The organism is Litoribacterium kuwaitense, assembly GCF_011058155.1.
In the GTDB taxonomy this organism is placed as follows: Bacteria; Bacillota; Bacilli; order Bacillales; family DSM-28697; genus Litoribacterium; species Litoribacterium kuwaitense.
On sequence record NZ_JAALFC010000056.1, the window covers coordinates 1 to 15,482 of the forward strand.

Here is a 15,482-nt window from a genome sequence, read left to right on the forward strand (position 1 = left end):
TTACCTCACCAACTAGCTAATGCGCCGCGGGCCCATCTGTAAGTGATAGCCGAAGCCATCTTTCATCTTAAACCCATGCGGGTTCAAGGATTATCAGGTATTAGCCCCGGTTTCCCGGAGTTATCCCAGTCTTACAGGCAGGTTGCCCACGTGTTACTCACCCGTCCGCCGCTGAATCCGGGAAGCAAGCTTCCCTTCATCCGCTCGACTTGCATGTATTAGGCACGCCGCCAGCGTTCGTCCTGAGCCAGGATCAAACTCTCCATAAGAGTTTTTTGAATCTACCTTCTATATAGAAGCGATTCGTCCTTTGCACAGTTGTTTGTTTTACATGTCGATGTCTCGACATGGCACGTTTGTACGCTTGGCTTTTGTTCAGTTTTCAAAGGGCAAAAATGTCTCGGTCGCTTTTTAGCGACAACTTTTATATCATATCACGACCAGATAAATAACGCAACCTCAATTTATAAAAAATATAGTGGTTAGCGCCGTCTTTATCGACCGGATTACTAATATACCATATGCCCATAAAAAAAACAAGGGTTTCTTTCGAATTTGCTCGAATTCTAGCAAAAACCTCGCATCCACCTTTTTTCACTGCTCAAAGATCGTAATCTTTACGACATACACAATAAAAATAAAAAAACCTGGTTTCACCAGGCGCTCGGTTTAAACGTGTCATTCACATGATAAATAGACTGATCGCCGCAAGAGACATAACGCCAGGCACTCCTAAAAAACCAGACAAAGCAGCTGTAGCTAAATTAATAGGAACATGAACACCAAGATGGCCAAAGAAAGTATTTAAGAAAAAAAGGAACAAGGCTCCTATCATTACCTTAACGATACCACGTCCAGCGAAACTAGCTACAGTGCCAAACCATCGCGGAACAAAAAGAAAAAGCAGCAAAGGGGGCACAATGACCAACAGCCATAGGGGATCCATTCTTTGTTCACCTCCTAGCTCGTCCTCTTGCTACTATCCTATGCAGACTTTTTCCGTTTGAGACCGGCAATTATCTTCTTTTAAGCTGACGGTGTCTTGCTTCCCTTAATAGGAAGAAATACAGCGCTTCATGAATTTTTCCTGATGCGCGCACTTCTAATGGTAAGTCAATGGTTTGGTGAATTAATGCTTCGTAGGATTCCCACTCGGTCTTCTTTTCATCAAGAACTTCGAGCAGTTCTTCATCGTATCGCTTCTTTAGGCGCCTTTTCTTCCATTTCATTACAGCTCCCGCCTGCCTTCAAGAGCTCGAGACAATGTAATTTCGTCCGCGTACTCAAGGTCGCCTCCAACTGGCAAACCATGAGCAATTCGTGTCATTCTTATGCCCGTTGGCTTCACAAGCCTTGAAATGTACATGGCTGTTGCTTCACCCTCAATATTTGGGTTCGTCGCTAAAATAATTTCCTGAACAGTTTCGTCTTGTAGACGCTTGAGCAAATCTGCCACTGTGATATCTTCAGGACCAATGCCATCTACTGGGGAAATGGCACCATGGAGCACGTGATACAACCCATTGTACTCCCTCATCTTTTCCATAGCGATAACATCTTTCGGATCTTGAACGACACAGAGGACCGACTGATCACGATGACTGTCGGAACAAATGGCACATGGGTCTTTGTCGGTGATGTGCCCGCACGTTGAGCAATGCGTCAATTGCCTTTTTGCATTAACTAGATTGCGCCCAAACTCCAAAACGTCGTCTTCTTTCATTTCCAAGACAAAAAAAGCCAGGCGCACCGCAGTTTTCGGCCCGATTCCTGGCAGTTTCGTAAAGCTGTCAATTAGTTTTGATATCGGTTGTGGGTAGTGCACATGTGTTCCTCCTCAAGCCTTTAGAAAAGACCGGGAATATTCATTCCTTTAGTAAATTGTCCCATCGTTTCGTTTGTCATCTCGTCTACCTTTTTCAAAGCTTCGTTTGTCGCCGCTAACACTAAATCTTGTAGCATTTCTACGTCGTCTGGATCAACAGCCTCTTCATCAATCTCAACCTCAACAATTTGCTTATTTCCGTTAGCAATGACTTTAACCATCCCGCCGCCGGCTGTCGCTTCAACTGTCTTCTCACCTAACTCTTCTTGAGCCTTCTCCATTTTCTTCTGCATCTTTTGCATTTGCTTCATCATATTGTTCATATTACCCATTCCACCGCGCATTTTTGGGCCTCCTTATGATTTAATTTCCAGCCATTCTTCTGGAACGATTTTTTTGGCTTCCGCAATAATTGGTTCTTCATCTGCTTCCTCTTGCTCTGGTGAGTGCTCACGCTGAGTCCGAATAAACTCTTCCCGGATCTCCTGCCATTGCTTTTGTGGCACTGTCAACAGACGGTACGTCTTTCCAAGAATCCGCTGAAGTACATCTTCTATAATATCACAAACTTGATTTTTATTATCAGCAACCATTTGACAATGTATGTCATATTTAAAGGCTAACAGAAAAGCATCTTCCGAAGCAGCGACCGGCTCACTGCTAATTAATGTCGCATGGGCAGAGATCTTTTCACGTTTGATGTGCTCCATGACATCGGCCCACGCATTTTTGATTTGTTGCAGTTCTTTCTTCTCAGCAGAGGCTAACATACGCTGGATCTCGGCTGTTGGCACTTTTAATTGTTGACCGCGCACCCGTTTTTTTTGTTGGGGTGCCTGAGCTTCAACACTTGGTGCTGCCGCTTGACGTTTAGCGACTTGGGCCAACTCCTTCTCAAGCGCAGCAATCTTTTTGTGCAAATCTGACACAATATCTGCTTGAACTTCAGGTATTTCTTGGCTTTTCGTTGGCGATACCGCCAAATCGTTATTTGCCGCAGGAAGCCTCAACAAGGCAACTTCCAGCATCACACGTGCATTGCCGCTCCATTTCAGCTCATTCTGGCTTTCATTCAATTGATGGAGAATGTGTAGAATCCACTCTTCCGATGCTTTCTGTACGAACTCTTTAAAAGGTTCATGCGCTTCGGCGACTTGAAAGAACTCTTCCATTGCAGGTGCTTTTTTATAAAGAAGCACGTCTCTAAAAAAGTAAATGAGATCCTCTAAAATCCGCTGAGGCTCCTTACCTTGAGATACCATGTCCTCCAATGTGTTCAACAAAGACGCAGTTTCTCCTGCATGAAGCGTCGATACTAGTGAAAATAATGCATCCGCTGAAGCCATTCCGGTCATCTGCATAACTGCCTCATCCGACACGTGTCCGTCACTAAAGGAGATGGCTTGATCAAGGAGGCTTAACGCATCCCGCATCCCCCCCTCTGCAGCTCGTCCAATTCGCTTCAAGGCTGTGTCATCTGCAGACATGTTCATTTCTTGTAGAACATAGTTCATTCTGGCCACTAAACTCTCCATTGTCATCCGCTTAAACTCAAACCGTTGACAGCGAGAGAGGATCGTCGTCGGGATTTTATGTGGCTCGGTCGTCGCTAAAATAAATAGTACGTGCTGTGGAGGCTCCTCTAATGTTTTTAAAAGCGCATTAAAAGCTCCTGTAGACAGCATATGTACTTCATCAATAATATACACTTTGTAACTTACTGCACTTGGTGCGTATTTCACTTTATCGCGAATATCGCGAATTTCATCGACACCATTATTGGAAGCCGCATCAATTTCAATGACGTCAGAGATCGAGCCGTCCATGATGCCTTGACATGCTGAGCATTGATTGCACGGCTCGCGAGCTGGCGCTTGTTCACAGTTAATCGCTTTCGCCATAATTTTTGCTGCCGTCGTCTTCCCTGTTCCCCGAGGCCCAGAAAATACGTATGCATGAGAAAATTTCTTCTGCTCGAGCGCGTTTTGCAATGTCGTCGTTAAATGCTCTTGTCCCGCCACATCGGCAAAGCGCTGGGGACGAAAAGCACGATATAATGCCTGGTAACTCATGGCCGGCTCCTCTCTTTTAGTTCCTCTATTATACCGGGTGGCACTTGTTTTTTCAAAAGGAGACACTAAAAAACGATCATACATGAAGCGCATGATCGTTTTACATCGTTAGCTTTATTTTATATTAAATCATATAAAGCCGTGCACCTTCTCTCGACCAATCCGTCCCATGCGTTACGCAAGCAGTTTGCTCGGTCCAGGCGTCCCCGCGGCACACAGAAGGGTCCGCTTACTGCTGCTTCCTTCCGGACCTGACAGGATTCACGGGTTTCTGTTGCGCAGGACCCAAACGTCAACACCACTTACTTGCGGCAGACCACACGACGAAAGGCCTTAAGAAGGGATTCGGTCCCACTATAGCGGATTGTGGGTACAGGGCACCGCTACCTCCCCACTTAGCACGGCAAATTTGCTACCAAAGTTAAGGGCACACAAAAAGTGTGCAAGAATAATTATAACCGTTATTCGCACAAACTGCAAGTCATGAACGTTGTCGACGAAGATTTTGGAAGAAATTTGTTAGCATTTGTCCGCACTCATCACGAAGCACGCCAGCAGTGACATCCGCTTGGTGGTTGAACTGCTCCTCTTGAAGCAAATTCATTAATGTACCCGCACAGCCACCTTTTGGATCAGAAGCACCATACACGACACGTGCGATTCGCGAAAGAACGATCGCACCACTGCACATTGCACAAGGCTCCAATGTTACATACAACACGGCGTCATTTAAACGCCAAAACCCGGTATGCTGGCATGCTTTATCAATTGCAAGCAACTCAGCATGAGCAACAGCACGCTGCTCGATCTCGCGCAAGTTATGTGCAACAGCGATGACTTCACCATGTTGGACAATGACAGCTCCAATCGGAACCTCTCCAAGCTGCTCCGCCTGTTTTGCTTGCTCAATCGCGAGTTTCATATAATATTCATCAGTTTGTTGCAAAATTTCCAACCGCTTCACCGTCTTTACCACTTACTTTTACGCTTCATTTTATCAGAACAAATGAGGACAAGCCATCACGGCTTTCGCAAAATGAATCGATTGGCTAAAACAGGCCAGATTGCAGGATCTTCCATACCTAAACGCCAAAGCGCAAGCCCTTGTATGCCAAGAGACTGTGCGAGCTCCGCCTTTGCCAAGATGCTTCGCGCATCCTCGAACCATACTTCATGTTCATCACCATTTTCAGCAACATACGAATAATACGGCGTCTGACTTTCTTCATCAAATTGAATCATCGCATCGTATTCAAAAGCCGTTTCAATGGCACTTTCATAAGTTAAATATCGATTCCGTTCTGTCGTTAAATTAAAATCAAACCCAAACACTGAGACGGCACCAAGTATTTTTTCAGGAGGAATCTCTGTCTTCGCGTAGCTTAATGCCTGTTCCATTCGACCAATCGATACGACCGGACCTGGACCGCTGCCCGGCCAGCCGTGTTCATTATATAGCATGACAACAACTTGATCGGCAGCTTTGCCAATGACTTCATAATTAAATGGTTTCGCAAACGCATTCGGATCTTCAGCGCTCACTTTTGAAGGGATGGCGATGGAGAAAAAGTATCCAGCATTTCGCAGTGCTTCTCCTAACTCAATAATAAACTGTGAGAGCAAATCCCTGTCTTCTTCATAAACCTCTTCTATATCTAGGTCGATACCATCCATATCAAATCGTCTTAACAGCTTTAAAATATTTGCGATCAGTGCCTGGCGGTTTTGTTTAGAAGACACCAATTCAGAGGCGACATCTTTTGAAATTGTCTCCGGACCTTCACGGTAAAGCATGTTATGAACCACTGCAAGCACACGGACATTTCGTGCATGGGCGTCATTGACAAGCCGTTCGACATCCTCATCAGTAAACCCGTCAAATTTTTTAAGAGTGGTCGGATTTTCAAGGTGAATCTGATAATAAAACAAACTAACATCTTGAAGCCGATCGGCATTAGCAAAAAACGACTCCTCTGACCCTGGGAGACCTGGTCCCTCATCCTCTGTATAATAACCTAAAAGGGAAAGAGGGCGTTCATTGCGATCACTGACTTCGAGGCGAGCGTGACTCCGTATCAGCCACCCTGCGCGTCCATCATAAAGACGCACCTTCAGCCAGCCATCTCCCGAACCCACCAATGTAAAACGAGCCCCCGTAACAGGACGCAGAAGAACGCGTCCTCGTATGGACGGACGATCGTAAATAAACGTTTCGCCAATCGTCGCTGCCACCGTGTATCCAGGAATCGCTAACACTTGACCTACTTGAAGCTGATCTACCGATATTTGATTAAATTCTTCAAGACTTGCGACTGTCGTCTGAAAAGCTTTCGCAATCGTATATAGCGTATCACCTGGCTGAACAATATATCCTTCTTTTCTAAACAGAAGCTGCCCAACCTCAAGCTCACGAGCCCTTAAAGCATTCTTTCGGATAATGTCTATTTCCGACATTCCCCACGCTCTAGCCAGTTCGGACGTTTGATCCCCCTTTTCAACGACATTTGCATCTACATATGGAGGAAGGCGTAACCATTGTCCACTGACACATGGTCCACGCAATTGGTTTTCTCTCATCAGTGCATCAACCGTTACGCAGTGCTTACGGGCAATGTCGTAAAGGCTCTCACCGAGCTGAACATGATGCCACTCTGCTCTCCCCATCCCTTCGCCTCCTGTAACCATTTTTATTATCTGTATTCAGAAGGACAGTGATTTACGCTTCTCCCTTTTAGATAAGAACAGATTTTCTACAAATAAAAAACCCGGTGGCATATCCATCCAGGTTTTGACACTCATTTTACGGTTTTAAATGAGGATTTCTTAGGTGTACATCACTTGTAGCAGTTGAAAAAACGAGGAGCCGGTTAAACATGTGCCATCTCACTTCCAGGACCGCCTTAAAACCATCGGCATAGTGCTCCATTACTTATTCATGACTCCGATCACTCGCCTCACTGATCGACAAAACATGCTTATGTTCATTCAACTTAAGCACTAAAAAATCTCTCTTTATGATTGATGAATTAAGAAAACTTTAATAGGCTGAGGCAACCTAGGTATCTGGTTGCCTGCCAATCATTTTACTTATGATCTGCTTTCGGTGTTTTTAATCGTTTCCTGCTCACGCTCAATGTCTGGGTGAAGCGTCGTATGCTCAATTTCTGGCTGTTCTTTTCTTTGCGGTTGATTCGTCTTCCCCATCATCGTTCTCCTTTCATGGTCATTTGCAGTATGGCCTTTCAGTCACATGTGCGGTCGAGGACGGTTCATCTGCCGTCTCCTGCAATGCTTGAAGCTCACTAAAATCGTCACTTGCCGACCGTCGCACATTCGCTGGCCTTAATACATCATCACGGGTTAATGGAGGTTGCATTTTCATCATCTCACCTGCTTTATCATTTGCGTAGTCAAGCCACCTGCTTTCTACATAGTGTGGATGATCTGTGAGAAACTATGCATCAACGAACCGCGACAAATCATAAATCATTAAAATGCAACGACTAAAACATACCCCGCCACGGACACGATAACACTTGTAACAATTAATGTAAGTAGCGGTCTCCATGCTTTTTGGCCAAGTTGACGGATGTCAACATTTAACCCTAAGCCCGCCATCGCCATCGTCAATAAAAAGCTAGCAGATGTAGATACAAACTCCATTGTCTGTTCAGTGACCGGTACGACCGGACCGAGAACATATGTCCCAAGGGCACTCATTGCCACAAAACCAATTAAAAACCAGGGAAACGGCGCACGCACGTTACGACCTTCATTCTTACGAGATACTAAAGCCATGAGAATGAAGCAGACTGGAATAAGCAAAAACACCCTGCCTAATTTCGCCAAAAGCGCCATCGCTAAGCCATCTTCACCACCGGCAGCCCCAGCAAGAACGACTTGCGCAACCTCATGGATAGTCAAGCCAGTCCATTCTCCATATTGCACCGGACTTAAAGGCAAAACAGGGCTTAATGCCGTAAAGATCAACGCAAACACCGTACCGACAAGGGCTATGAGACCAACACCAATCGCCGTATCCTCATCCTTCGCCCGAATAATAGGTGACACTGCTGCGATCGCTGAAGCACCGCATATACCAGTACCAACACCTAACAGCATACTCAACGAACGATCGGCTTTAAACCATTTCCCGATCAAGAGCATAACGCCGATGGCAAGGACGATTATGACAGCACCGCTTAACAAAACACCTAGCCCATCCTGCCAAATGACATTTAAGTTCAATTGAAAACCATAAAGCACGATCGCAAAGCGAAGCACTTTTTTTGAAGAAAAAACAACTCCTGCCTTTATTTTTTGAGGATAACCAAGAAAAGACCGGTAAACGATGGCAAGGACAATCGCTATCGTTAATGGCCCGACCGCGGACAATCCAGGTATGCGCGCCAATAAAAAACCGGCGAGTGCGAGAACGAGCGTAAACATGACCCCCCCGAAGAACCGCACGTTCTCCCGATGTTGCATTTGTTCCATTTATGTCTCCCCCATTTTCTTCTATTTGTCTCTGCACTATACTAAATAGAACACGCGCCGTGAAATACAAATCCCTGATCAAAATCATCAGAAAGATTAATGACGAGGAGGACATCAGATGGCCCTTGAGCCCGTTAGAACATTTATCACCGTTGTGGAAGAAAAAAACTTCACAAGAGCCGCGCAAAAATTGCGAATATCACAACCGAGTGTAAGTCTACATATCAAGCAATTGGAGGAAGAATTTAATACCATTCTGATTGATCGCTCCCAACGTTTTCTTCATTTAACGGAAACAGGTGCTTTTTTCTACAAAAGAGCTAAAGAAATTGTCGAGCATTATGATCAATCGATCGAAGACATCGCCCGCATGAATCAGCGCGTTGAAGGTGCCTTATCAATCGGAGCAAGCTACACCATTGGAGAATTTGTCCTGCCAACGTTGCTCGCCCCGTTTCAAAAATCGTTCCCAGCGGTGGAATTAACGATGTCCATTGAAAATACAACAAATATTGTCGAAAATGTGTATCAACGCGTGTATACGATGGGCTTCGTCGAAGGTCACGTTCAGCACCCTCAGCTCGACGTCATACCAATGATGGAAGATGAAATGGTGCTCATCGCACCAAATGACCTGGCCGACCGGCTAGATGCTCCAGTGACGAAGGAACAGCTCTCCCAATGGTCTTGGGTGCAAAGAGAGGAAGGGTCAGGCACACGAGCCTATATGGATGATTTTCTTAAAAACAACGATATCCACGTGTCACAAAAAACGACGATTTCTAGCAATTATGGCGTCAAAGAAGCCGTTGCCAACGGACTCGGTTTGTCCATTCTTTCCAAATGGGTTGTGCAAAAAGCATTGCAGCATAAAGAAATCTCGATTGTCCCAATGATCGACTGGCCCGCAACGAAACGTCACTTTTACCTCATTCTTCCTAAAGCTCCAAAAACCTTACTTGTCGATGCCTTTATCAACCATTTAAAGACTTCGATCGAGCAGCAAATAAAAACAACGCCATAGCACATCAGCTTTTGAATATTTTAGTTGGTTACTGCACCTCTACGGTGCCAATTACATAATTACACGTTTAAAATCGCAAAATCCCCTTTCCAACATCTACATAGGAAAGGGGATTTCAATTCATTTAACGTCTCAACAGTCAACGCTTTTAAGTTAAACAAAGGACACCATGATGCGATCCACGTGGACTGACATCACTTCATGTCTTCGAGAATATTTTGAACGGGCCATTCTTCTACACTGTACGCCATTTCCCAAAAGCCGAGCTCTAGCTGACAACTTTTCGCAAAAGCTTCGCGCATTTTTTCCTTTTCCCACGGAGCCGCTTTTTCCTCTACGTATGCGTCTAGCCATGTACGCAAGCTTTTCGTTAATTCATCCATACTGCTCGTTCCATAAAAATGAATCCAGTCATAAAAGGGATGCTCACCTGGCTGTGGATTCACTTCATTCACTAACCGTTTCCCTATCTCAAGGTATGTCCACGGGCACGGCAGCAACACAGCCATAATTTCCCCAAGCGTACCTTGGTGCCCTGTATTCATCATATGCATAACATAATGGTTTGCCGTTGGCGCCAAAGGAAATCCTTGTAGCTCTTCATAGCGAACGCCCGCCACTTGACACAAATTATTGTGCGGGTGAATCTCACTGTGCAACACGAACGAAATCTGCTCATTAAACAGTGACATATCCTCTCGAGATGAGCATTTTGAAATCGCCAATCCATAAACCTTCATAAAAGCGTTTAAGTATTCGAAATCTTGTTTCACATAATGGATTAATGCTTCTTTCGGTACATCACCTTTTTTTAACCCTTGAACAAACGGATGATCAAAAATAGCTTCAAACGTGGCATCATTCTCAGCGCGTAACATTTCAGTAAATGACATCAGAATCCTCCTTGTAGATCAGCTACTGGGGAACCTGTTATGCATTGCCTTCATGAAAACGACTAAACGACTGTCTGTACCCAACAAAAAAACCGCTCCTAAACACGTAGGAACGGTCGTATGCACAGGTTTAAAAAACGCATCATGAGCCGTCTCCACTTCCCTACGCTAGCATTAACCAGATCAGGTGCAAAGGGACTAAGGATCACTCCTTATCTCAGCCAAATGGCGCCCCCAGTGGACTGTCATTGTATTCCCTTTCAACATATCTAACCGAGCTCTTAATGTCAAGGTGTACTGTAATCCTGTTGCGACCTTAAATATTTTACATGCATCATCGTCAACATCCGCGAGACAATACGTCATGCGCTTAAAAAAACCGAAGGCCTACGACACCGGTCACAATGAGCGCAATAAAAAACAAGCGGGCAGCCGTTTTTGGCTCTTTATAAATCCACATTCCGAACAATACGCTGCCAACAGCGCCGATTCCCGTCCAGACCGCATACCCTGTACTTAACGGCAATTCTTTGAGAGCAACGGACAACAAATAAAAGCTCAATCCGCCAAAAACAATGGCAAAAATCGTTGGCTTCAGACGGCTCAATCCTTCCGACGCTTTCAAAGCAAGAATGCCACCGATTTCTGCAAAACCTGCGATGAGTAAAATGATCCAAGCCATTATGTCGCCCTCTCTTCTGACTGTGCCTTTTTAGAATCCCCGGATACGAACTTAAGCCCAATAATGCCTGTAATGAGAATTCCGATAAAGATCACCCGAATGATACTCGTTTCCTCATTCAAAAAGGTCATGCCAATGATCGCTGTGCCGACAGCGCCTCCGCCAGTAAACACAGCGTAAGCAGTACCTACAGGGACAACTTGCATGCTCTTCGATAAAACAAAAAAGCTAATGACAATTAAGGCAATTGTGACAAAGCTGATTAATGGTCGTGTAAATCCTTCAGACATTTTCATTCCAAACGCCCAAGCAATTTCTAACACGGCCGCAAAAATATATACGTCCAAGCCTTCTTTTCTGTCATGGCCTCTCTCCCCTAACTACCGTTTGTTAGTTACAACTACCTACCGTTCGTATTATAAGGGGAAAGGTGCTGTAGAGCAAGAATTTCTTCTGATCACTCTCGCTTTTTTTATAATGAAACGGGGGAAATTTGCCCTTCTTCGTTTTACCACCTTAGCATCAGAAGGACGACAAAAAACCCGTTTACACGGGCATCATTGTTACTTCTCCTCTTTCGTTGACACATATGCATCAATCAGTAAAACAATGGCAGCGACGATATGGCTAATCATCCCGACCACTGGAATAAAGCCTAGCAAGCTTGCACCAATACCAAACGCTGGACCAATGATACGTTTTTTGTGTGATCGATTGATAAGCAAGACGACGACATGAACAACGAGCATGATCCAAAGTGGCGCCCATCCGTTGGCTACAATAAATATCCCGCCAATAAAAGGAATACCTAACCCCGCTTCGATGACACCTGTAACCCATTTAAGTATTGTAGGTAGAGACATAATCTTCTCCTTTTAATTAATTTCCTCAATTGAACTATACCACAAATACCGAAAGAATAAACAGGGGAAATCGCATAAGGACAAGCTTTCATTATTCTTTCATAATGGATGCACACCTTAATACTGTGCTTCAACCGCCTGCTTTACTTTCGCAATACCGTTCCACATATTTCCTGGAAAAGAATTTATCACAATGAGGGGTGCTTCTGATGAGACAGCTTGAAGCATTCGCCGCAATTCCTCTTCGTCAATATTCCCAGTTGGTAGCTCAGGGGGTTTCACGTGAAACGAATGTGCATATGCTGAGCCAAATTCAACTCCCTTTATACGCTCTTCCTTTGCCAAATTGCCAAAATCAACAATTGTTCTTTTTGCCCCCGTAATTGATTGAACTGTCGTTTTCCAGTCTTCTACACGTGCGGTCAAAGCTTTAAAGTTTTCTGTTACGACATGAACCCCTTTTTCTCTCCCGTACACCTCGAGCGTAGCCAATCCCTCGGCGCTTCGCTGCAAAGAGGCTGGGGACGGGTGCTGTTCACCAGCAACGACACGAACCGCTGTCGCCCCTAACAGCTCGGCAATATCAATCCAAGACTTCACCCAGTTAATATCAGCTTGCCTTCTCACGTCATCGTCTGTAGAAAGATCACCATAATCAAGTAGAAGCGTGTGCAATATCATACCTGACGCTTGTACAGCATGTCGTAAATCACTCAAATACGCTTCAGATGTATCCGGGAAATGAAAATGACAAATTTCTAAGTATAGATATCCTTCGTTCACTAGCCGCGACGGCAGTTCCAATAAAGTAACTTCTTCAGCTTGAGGCTCAATTATTGTTTCCTGTCTTTTCTGATCATCATTCCAAACCGTCCAATGCAATGGTCCAAGACAACGATGCAAACTCCACGTGCTAACTCCAAAAGTAGCAGACATCTGTCACCAGCTCCTCATTAAAATTCTGAATAGTCCCTCTAAAAAGTACCCAATGTACTACAAGCGGTCAAGTCTAGGCTTGAATGAAACAACAAAGTAGGCCTCGCTTCAGCAAATACCTGTCACCTTCCTCAGTTAATTGATCCTTGTTTCTTTAGAAATAAATGACGAGTGTAATAACCAATGCGAGCCCAATCCGGTAAAGAGCAAACGGGACAAGCTTAATCCGATCGATCAGCTTTAGAAAGAAGTGAATGGTCAACAGTGCTACTACGAAAGAAGCGATAAAGCCACTCAAAAAAAACGGCCAGACGTCCAAGGTGAAGTATTGCCAGTTTTTGATCAGAGACAATACACTCGCCCCAGCCATAATCGGTACAGCCATAATGAAGGTAAAGTCGGCTGCGGCACGGTGGCTAAGGCCGAGAAGCACACCGCCCGAAATCGTTGATCCAGAGCGGGAAAAGCCTGGCCACAACGAAAAACATTGAATAAGCCCAATGAAAAAAGCCTGCTGATAAGTGATCTCATCGACGCGTTGTGTCATCGTCTTTGGAGCGAAGCGATCGGCTGCAATCATTAAAAATGCGCCAAGGATTAGGCCGAAAATAACCGTTCGAGTGGAGAATAAATGCGTATCAATTAAATCCTCAAACAAGACACCTAATGCACCTGCTGGTAACAACCCAATAAAAACATGCGTCAGCCTTAACCGTCTCTTCTGCCCATTTTCAGCTCTTCCTGGCTTTTTAAGATGCAGCAAATTCAATAACCGCGGCCAAAACACGATGACGACAGCCAAAATGGAGCCAAGCTGAATGACGACTTTAAATGTATTCGCCACAGGTGCTGTTAAAAAAACGTTCGATTGTAACCATAGATCATCGACAATAATCATATGTCCTGTTGATGACACAGGCGCAAACTCCGTTAACCCTTCGACGATCCCTAAAATGATTGCCTTAAAAAACATGATGACGTCCATCGATCCATTCCTTTCTTGATCTCATTGTTTCGTTTCTTTAACATATGACAAGCCTCCCAAATTTCATGTTTAAGAATGTTTAAACACTCGAGCCGATGGATAAAGATTGATTTTGCAACTTAGAAATGAAACTAAATCATGCGCCCTTTCACCTATTCACAGTAAACTTTTGACAATGAGCAGGATTTGTTACATAAAAACAGAATGACAATACAAAATAACCATCTTTTGGTTGAACCATAACCTTTCTTTAAGATGTTTGTTTCAACCAATATGGACAAAGGAGCTTTCCATGAAATCGCGAAAAAAATGGAGATTGAATTCTATGTTCCTTGCCGTCTTCTTAATCCTTTCCACCCTTAGCCCTGTACCTTCAGCGTTTGCTTCTTCTGAGGGTAAAAACAACCAAGCCTTGCCAAACCATGATAAACAGACAAGCAAAGCATCTACGATCGATGTCACCTCTTTAAATGATGCACCGAATCACTTATCCCCTTTTCTAATTACCGAATTGGTTCCCGACACGACGAATATCGATGGAGCAGATGGCTTTGAATTTATTGAAGTGTATAACGCAAGTGACGAAGACCGCTCCTTTGCTAACTACCGCTTACAGTATCGTTATCCTGATAAAGGGCCGGAAAGCGATTTATTCTGGGATGCTGTAGAAAAAAACATCATCATTCCAGCCAGAGAAGCAGTCGTTTTCTGGATTAAAAACGGGAAAAACGATCATGCAACAGCCGCCGATTTTAATGACAATTTTGGAACGTCTCTTGAAGCAGGTAAACAATTATTCACTATACAAAAAGGTGGCATGGCTAACGGAGGTGCCCGCGGTCTCATCATCGCCACAAAAACGGGCATTGAGGTGAATCGAGCCTTTTATAACGATACCCAGCCTGATGACACACGCCCCGACTTAGGGATTCACTATGCCTATCCACTACAGGGTATCGATCAACGAAAAATATCTGCAGCATCCCACCCCGCAACACCTGGATCGGTTACGGAGGAACAAATTCCATCTGAACCGATTGACATCCCTGTGGACGTTGAGGAACCCGAGGTCCAGGATCATACCAGTCAAGCCCCTTTGGAAGAGAACGAGCCGTTGATCATTGATGCCATCATCACTGACAATCAGCTTGTCGAAAAAGCAACGCTCCACTACGAAACAACTTCCACACATAAAACTGAACATTCTGTACAATTACGCCATCATGAGCACAATCGCTACACTTACGAGATTCCGACAGTCCATATCATTGGCATGCAAACATTGACTTATTCAATTGAAGTTACAGACGGCACAAATATAATTGAAACCTCACCAAAAACGATCGACTCAGCACCTAAAGAAGCCATTCGATTAAATGTTGACAATGAAAGCTTTGTACAAGGCGACACTCTCATTAAAGGTGCGGCTACCGGAGCCAACAGTGAGAGGATTATTTTAGCGATTAACGATCAGCCCGTCCCCGTAGGGTGGTTTGCTGCTTTAGAAAACGAGGCTTACTTATCTTTTGATATTCGCGATACGAATGTATATTTCAAAAATGCGGTCACGTATGACAACCAGCAGATTCTTCAGCTGTTTTCAGACTCTATCGTAACGTTCGAAAACATGCTAGTCCCTATCTCCCCATCGCTACTGCATGAGGGAAACAATGACAAGCTATCCATTAAAGCTGGAAACAAAAAA

The 15,482-nt window shown here is 44.5% G+C and carries 16 protein-coding genes, 1 rRNA gene, 1 other RNA gene, 1 pseudogene and 1 riboswitch; of the genes and pseudogenes, 2 read left to right on the top strand and 17 right to left on the bottom strand.

Features of this window, described 5'->3' with window-relative positions:
* From G4V62_RS17595 to G4V62_RS17645, 11 genes are all read right to left on the bottom strand, one after another.
* A 16S ribosomal RNA gene (locus G4V62_RS17595) occupies positions 1–269 on the bottom strand; the annotation flags it as partial.
* A gap of 413 nt (positions 270–682) precedes the next feature.
* Positions 683–946, bottom strand: a complete 264-nt coding sequence (locus tag G4V62_RS17600) for a pro-sigmaK processing inhibitor BofA family protein (protein ID WP_165204748.1) — start codon at positions 944–946, stop codon at positions 683–685.
* Positions 947–1,016: 70 nt separating this feature from the next.
* Positions 1,017–1,229 (bottom strand): YaaL family protein, encoded by a 213-nt coding sequence (locus G4V62_RS17605; protein WP_165204750.1) that lies wholly within the window; start codon positions 1,227–1,229, stop codon positions 1,017–1,019.
* Positions 1,229–1,825 (bottom strand): recombination mediator RecR, encoded by a 597-nt coding sequence (gene recR / locus G4V62_RS17610; RefSeq protein ID WP_165204752.1) that lies wholly within the window; start codon positions 1,823–1,825, stop codon positions 1,229–1,231. The genes G4V62_RS17605 and recR overlap by 1 nt, the downstream gene beginning before the upstream one ends.
* 20 nt (positions 1,826–1,845) lie before the next feature.
* Positions 1,846–2,169, bottom strand: coding sequence for a YbaB/EbfC family nucleoid-associated protein (locus G4V62_RS17615; RefSeq protein ID WP_165204754.1), 324 nt, complete (start codon positions 2,167–2,169; stop codon positions 1,846–1,848).
* Positions 2,170–2,181: 12 nt separating this feature from the next.
* Complete coding sequence (dnaX, locus tag G4V62_RS17620) at positions 2,182–3,897, bottom strand: DNA polymerase III subunit gamma/tau (protein WP_165204756.1); 1,716 nt, start codon at positions 3,895–3,897, stop codon at positions 2,182–2,184.
* A 139-nt stretch (positions 3,898–4,036) separates the two neighbouring features.
* Positions 4,037–4,301: signal recognition particle sRNA large type (ffs, locus tag G4V62_RS17625), an RNA gene on the bottom strand.
* Positions 4,302–4,378: 77 nt separating this feature from the next.
* Positions 4,379–4,852, bottom strand: coding sequence for a tRNA adenosine(34) deaminase TadA (gene tadA / locus G4V62_RS17630; RefSeq protein WP_376768325.1), 474 nt, complete (start codon positions 4,850–4,852; stop codon positions 4,379–4,381).
* A 65-nt stretch (positions 4,853–4,917) separates the two neighbouring features.
* The gene (locus tag G4V62_RS17635; protein WP_165204758.1) at positions 4,918–6,561 is read right to left on the bottom strand and encodes a LysM peptidoglycan-binding domain-containing protein; all 1,644 of its coding nucleotides are present in this window, start codon (positions 6,559–6,561) and stop codon (positions 4,918–4,920) included.
* A 559-nt stretch (positions 6,562–7,120) separates the two neighbouring features.
* Entirely contained in the window at positions 7,121–7,279 is a 159-nt protein-coding gene (locus G4V62_RS17640; RefSeq protein ID WP_165204760.1) for a hypothetical protein, read from the bottom strand.
* 107 nt (positions 7,280–7,386) lie between these two features.
* A complete protein-coding gene (locus G4V62_RS17645) occupies positions 7,387–8,394 on the bottom strand; it encodes a YeiH family protein (protein ID WP_165204762.1) in 1,008 nt (335 codons plus the stop codon).
* Positions 8,395–8,512: 118 nt separating this feature from the next.
* On the opposite strand from G4V62_RS17645, the gene G4V62_RS17650 reads away from it, so the two are divergent.
* Positions 8,513–9,418 carry a LysR substrate-binding domain-containing protein gene (locus tag G4V62_RS17650; protein WP_165204764.1) on the top strand — a complete coding sequence of 302 codons (906 nt, stop codon included), beginning with the start codon at positions 8,513–8,515 and terminating at the stop codon, positions 9,416–9,418.
* A gap of 194 nt (positions 9,419–9,612) precedes the next feature.
* Here the strand turns inward: G4V62_RS17650 and tenA are convergent, their stop codons facing one another.
* The 6 genes and pseudogenes from tenA to G4V62_RS17680 all read right to left on the bottom strand — a co-directional run bounded on the left by tenA (position 9,613) and on the right by G4V62_RS17680 (position 13,777).
* A complete protein-coding gene (gene tenA / locus G4V62_RS17655) occupies positions 9,613–10,311 on the bottom strand; it encodes a thiaminase II (protein ID WP_165204766.1) in 699 nt (232 codons plus the stop codon).
* Between the two features lie 143 nt (positions 10,312–10,454).
* A riboswitch (TPP riboswitch) is annotated at positions 10,455–10,557 on the bottom strand.
* Between the two features lie 124 nt (positions 10,558–10,681).
* The gene (locus tag G4V62_RS17660) at positions 10,682–10,993 is read right to left on the bottom strand and encodes a DMT family transporter (RefSeq protein WP_165204768.1); all 312 of its coding nucleotides are present in this window, start codon (positions 10,991–10,993) and stop codon (positions 10,682–10,684) included.
* Positions 10,993–11,357: pseudogene (locus G4V62_RS17665) on the bottom strand (DMT family transporter). Before G4V62_RS17665 ends, G4V62_RS17660 begins: the two are co-directional and overlap by 1 nt.
* 199 nt (positions 11,358–11,556) lie before the next feature.
* Positions 11,557–11,856 (bottom strand): hypothetical protein, encoded by a 300-nt coding sequence (locus G4V62_RS17670; RefSeq protein ID WP_165204770.1) that lies wholly within the window; start codon positions 11,854–11,856, stop codon positions 11,557–11,559.
* Positions 11,857–11,973: 117 nt separating this feature from the next.
* A complete protein-coding gene (locus G4V62_RS17675) occupies positions 11,974–12,792 on the bottom strand; it encodes a sugar phosphate isomerase/epimerase family protein (protein WP_165204772.1) in 819 nt (272 codons plus the stop codon).
* Between the two features lie 154 nt (positions 12,793–12,946).
* Positions 12,947–13,777: an undecaprenyl-diphosphate phosphatase gene (locus tag G4V62_RS17680; RefSeq protein WP_165204774.1), complete on the bottom strand. Its 831-nt coding sequence runs from the start codon at positions 13,775–13,777 to the stop codon at positions 12,947–12,949.
* Positions 13,778–14,069: 292 nt separating this feature from the next.
* On the opposite strand from G4V62_RS17680, the gene G4V62_RS17685 reads away from it, so the two are divergent.
* The coding region (locus G4V62_RS17685) for a lamin tail domain-containing protein (protein ID WP_165204776.1) at positions 14,070–15,482 on the top strand (1,413 nt) is incomplete at its 3' end.

What these genes read in the sequence shown, in the direction of transcription:
- G4V62_RS17615 (WP_165204754.1), bottom strand. Translation starts at nt 2,169, where the DNA reads ATGCGCGGTGGAATGGGTAATATGAACAATATGATGAAGCAAATGCAA.
- G4V62_RS17650 (WP_165204764.1), top strand. Translation starts at nt 8,513, where the DNA reads ATGGCCCTTGAGCCCGTTAGAACATTTATCACCGTTGTGGAAGAAAAA.
- G4V62_RS17635 (WP_165204758.1), bottom strand. Translation starts at nt 6,561, where the DNA reads ATGGGGAGAGCAGAGTGGCATCATGTTCAGCTCGGTGAGAGCCTTTAC.
- G4V62_RS17645 (WP_165204762.1), bottom strand. Translation starts at nt 8,394, where the DNA reads ATGGAACAAATGCAACATCGGGAGAACGTGCGGTTCTTCGGGGGGGTC.
- G4V62_RS17660 (WP_165204768.1), bottom strand. Translation starts at nt 10,993, where the DNA reads ATGGCTTGGATCATTTTACTCATCGCAGGTTTTGCAGAAATCGGTGGC.
- tenA (WP_165204766.1), bottom strand. Translation starts at nt 10,311, where the DNA reads ATGTCATTTACTGAAATGTTACGCGCTGAGAATGATGCCACGTTTGAA.
- G4V62_RS17680 (WP_165204774.1), bottom strand. Translation starts at nt 13,777, where the DNA reads ATGGACGTCATCATGTTTTTTAAGGCAATCATTTTAGGGATCGTCGAA.
- G4V62_RS17640 (WP_165204760.1), bottom strand. Translation starts at nt 7,279, where the DNA reads ATGAAAATGCAACCTCCATTAACCCGTGATGATGTATTAAGGCCAGCG.
- G4V62_RS17605 (WP_165204750.1), bottom strand. Translation starts at nt 1,229, where the DNA reads ATGAAATGGAAGAAAAGGCGCCTAAAGAAGCGATACGATGAAGAACTG.
- G4V62_RS17675 (WP_165204772.1), bottom strand. Translation starts at nt 12,792, where the DNA reads ATGTCTGCTACTTTTGGAGTTAGCACGTGGAGTTTGCATCGTTGTCTT.
- G4V62_RS17670 (WP_165204770.1), bottom strand. Translation starts at nt 11,856, where the DNA reads ATGTCTCTACCTACAATACTTAAATGGGTTACAGGTGTCATCGAAGCG.
- G4V62_RS17600 (WP_165204748.1), bottom strand. Translation starts at nt 946, where the DNA reads ATGGATCCCCTATGGCTGTTGGTCATTGTGCCCCCTTTGCTGCTTTTT.
- dnaX (WP_165204756.1), bottom strand. Translation starts at nt 3,897, where the DNA reads ATGAGTTACCAGGCATTATATCGTGCTTTTCGTCCCCAGCGCTTTGCC.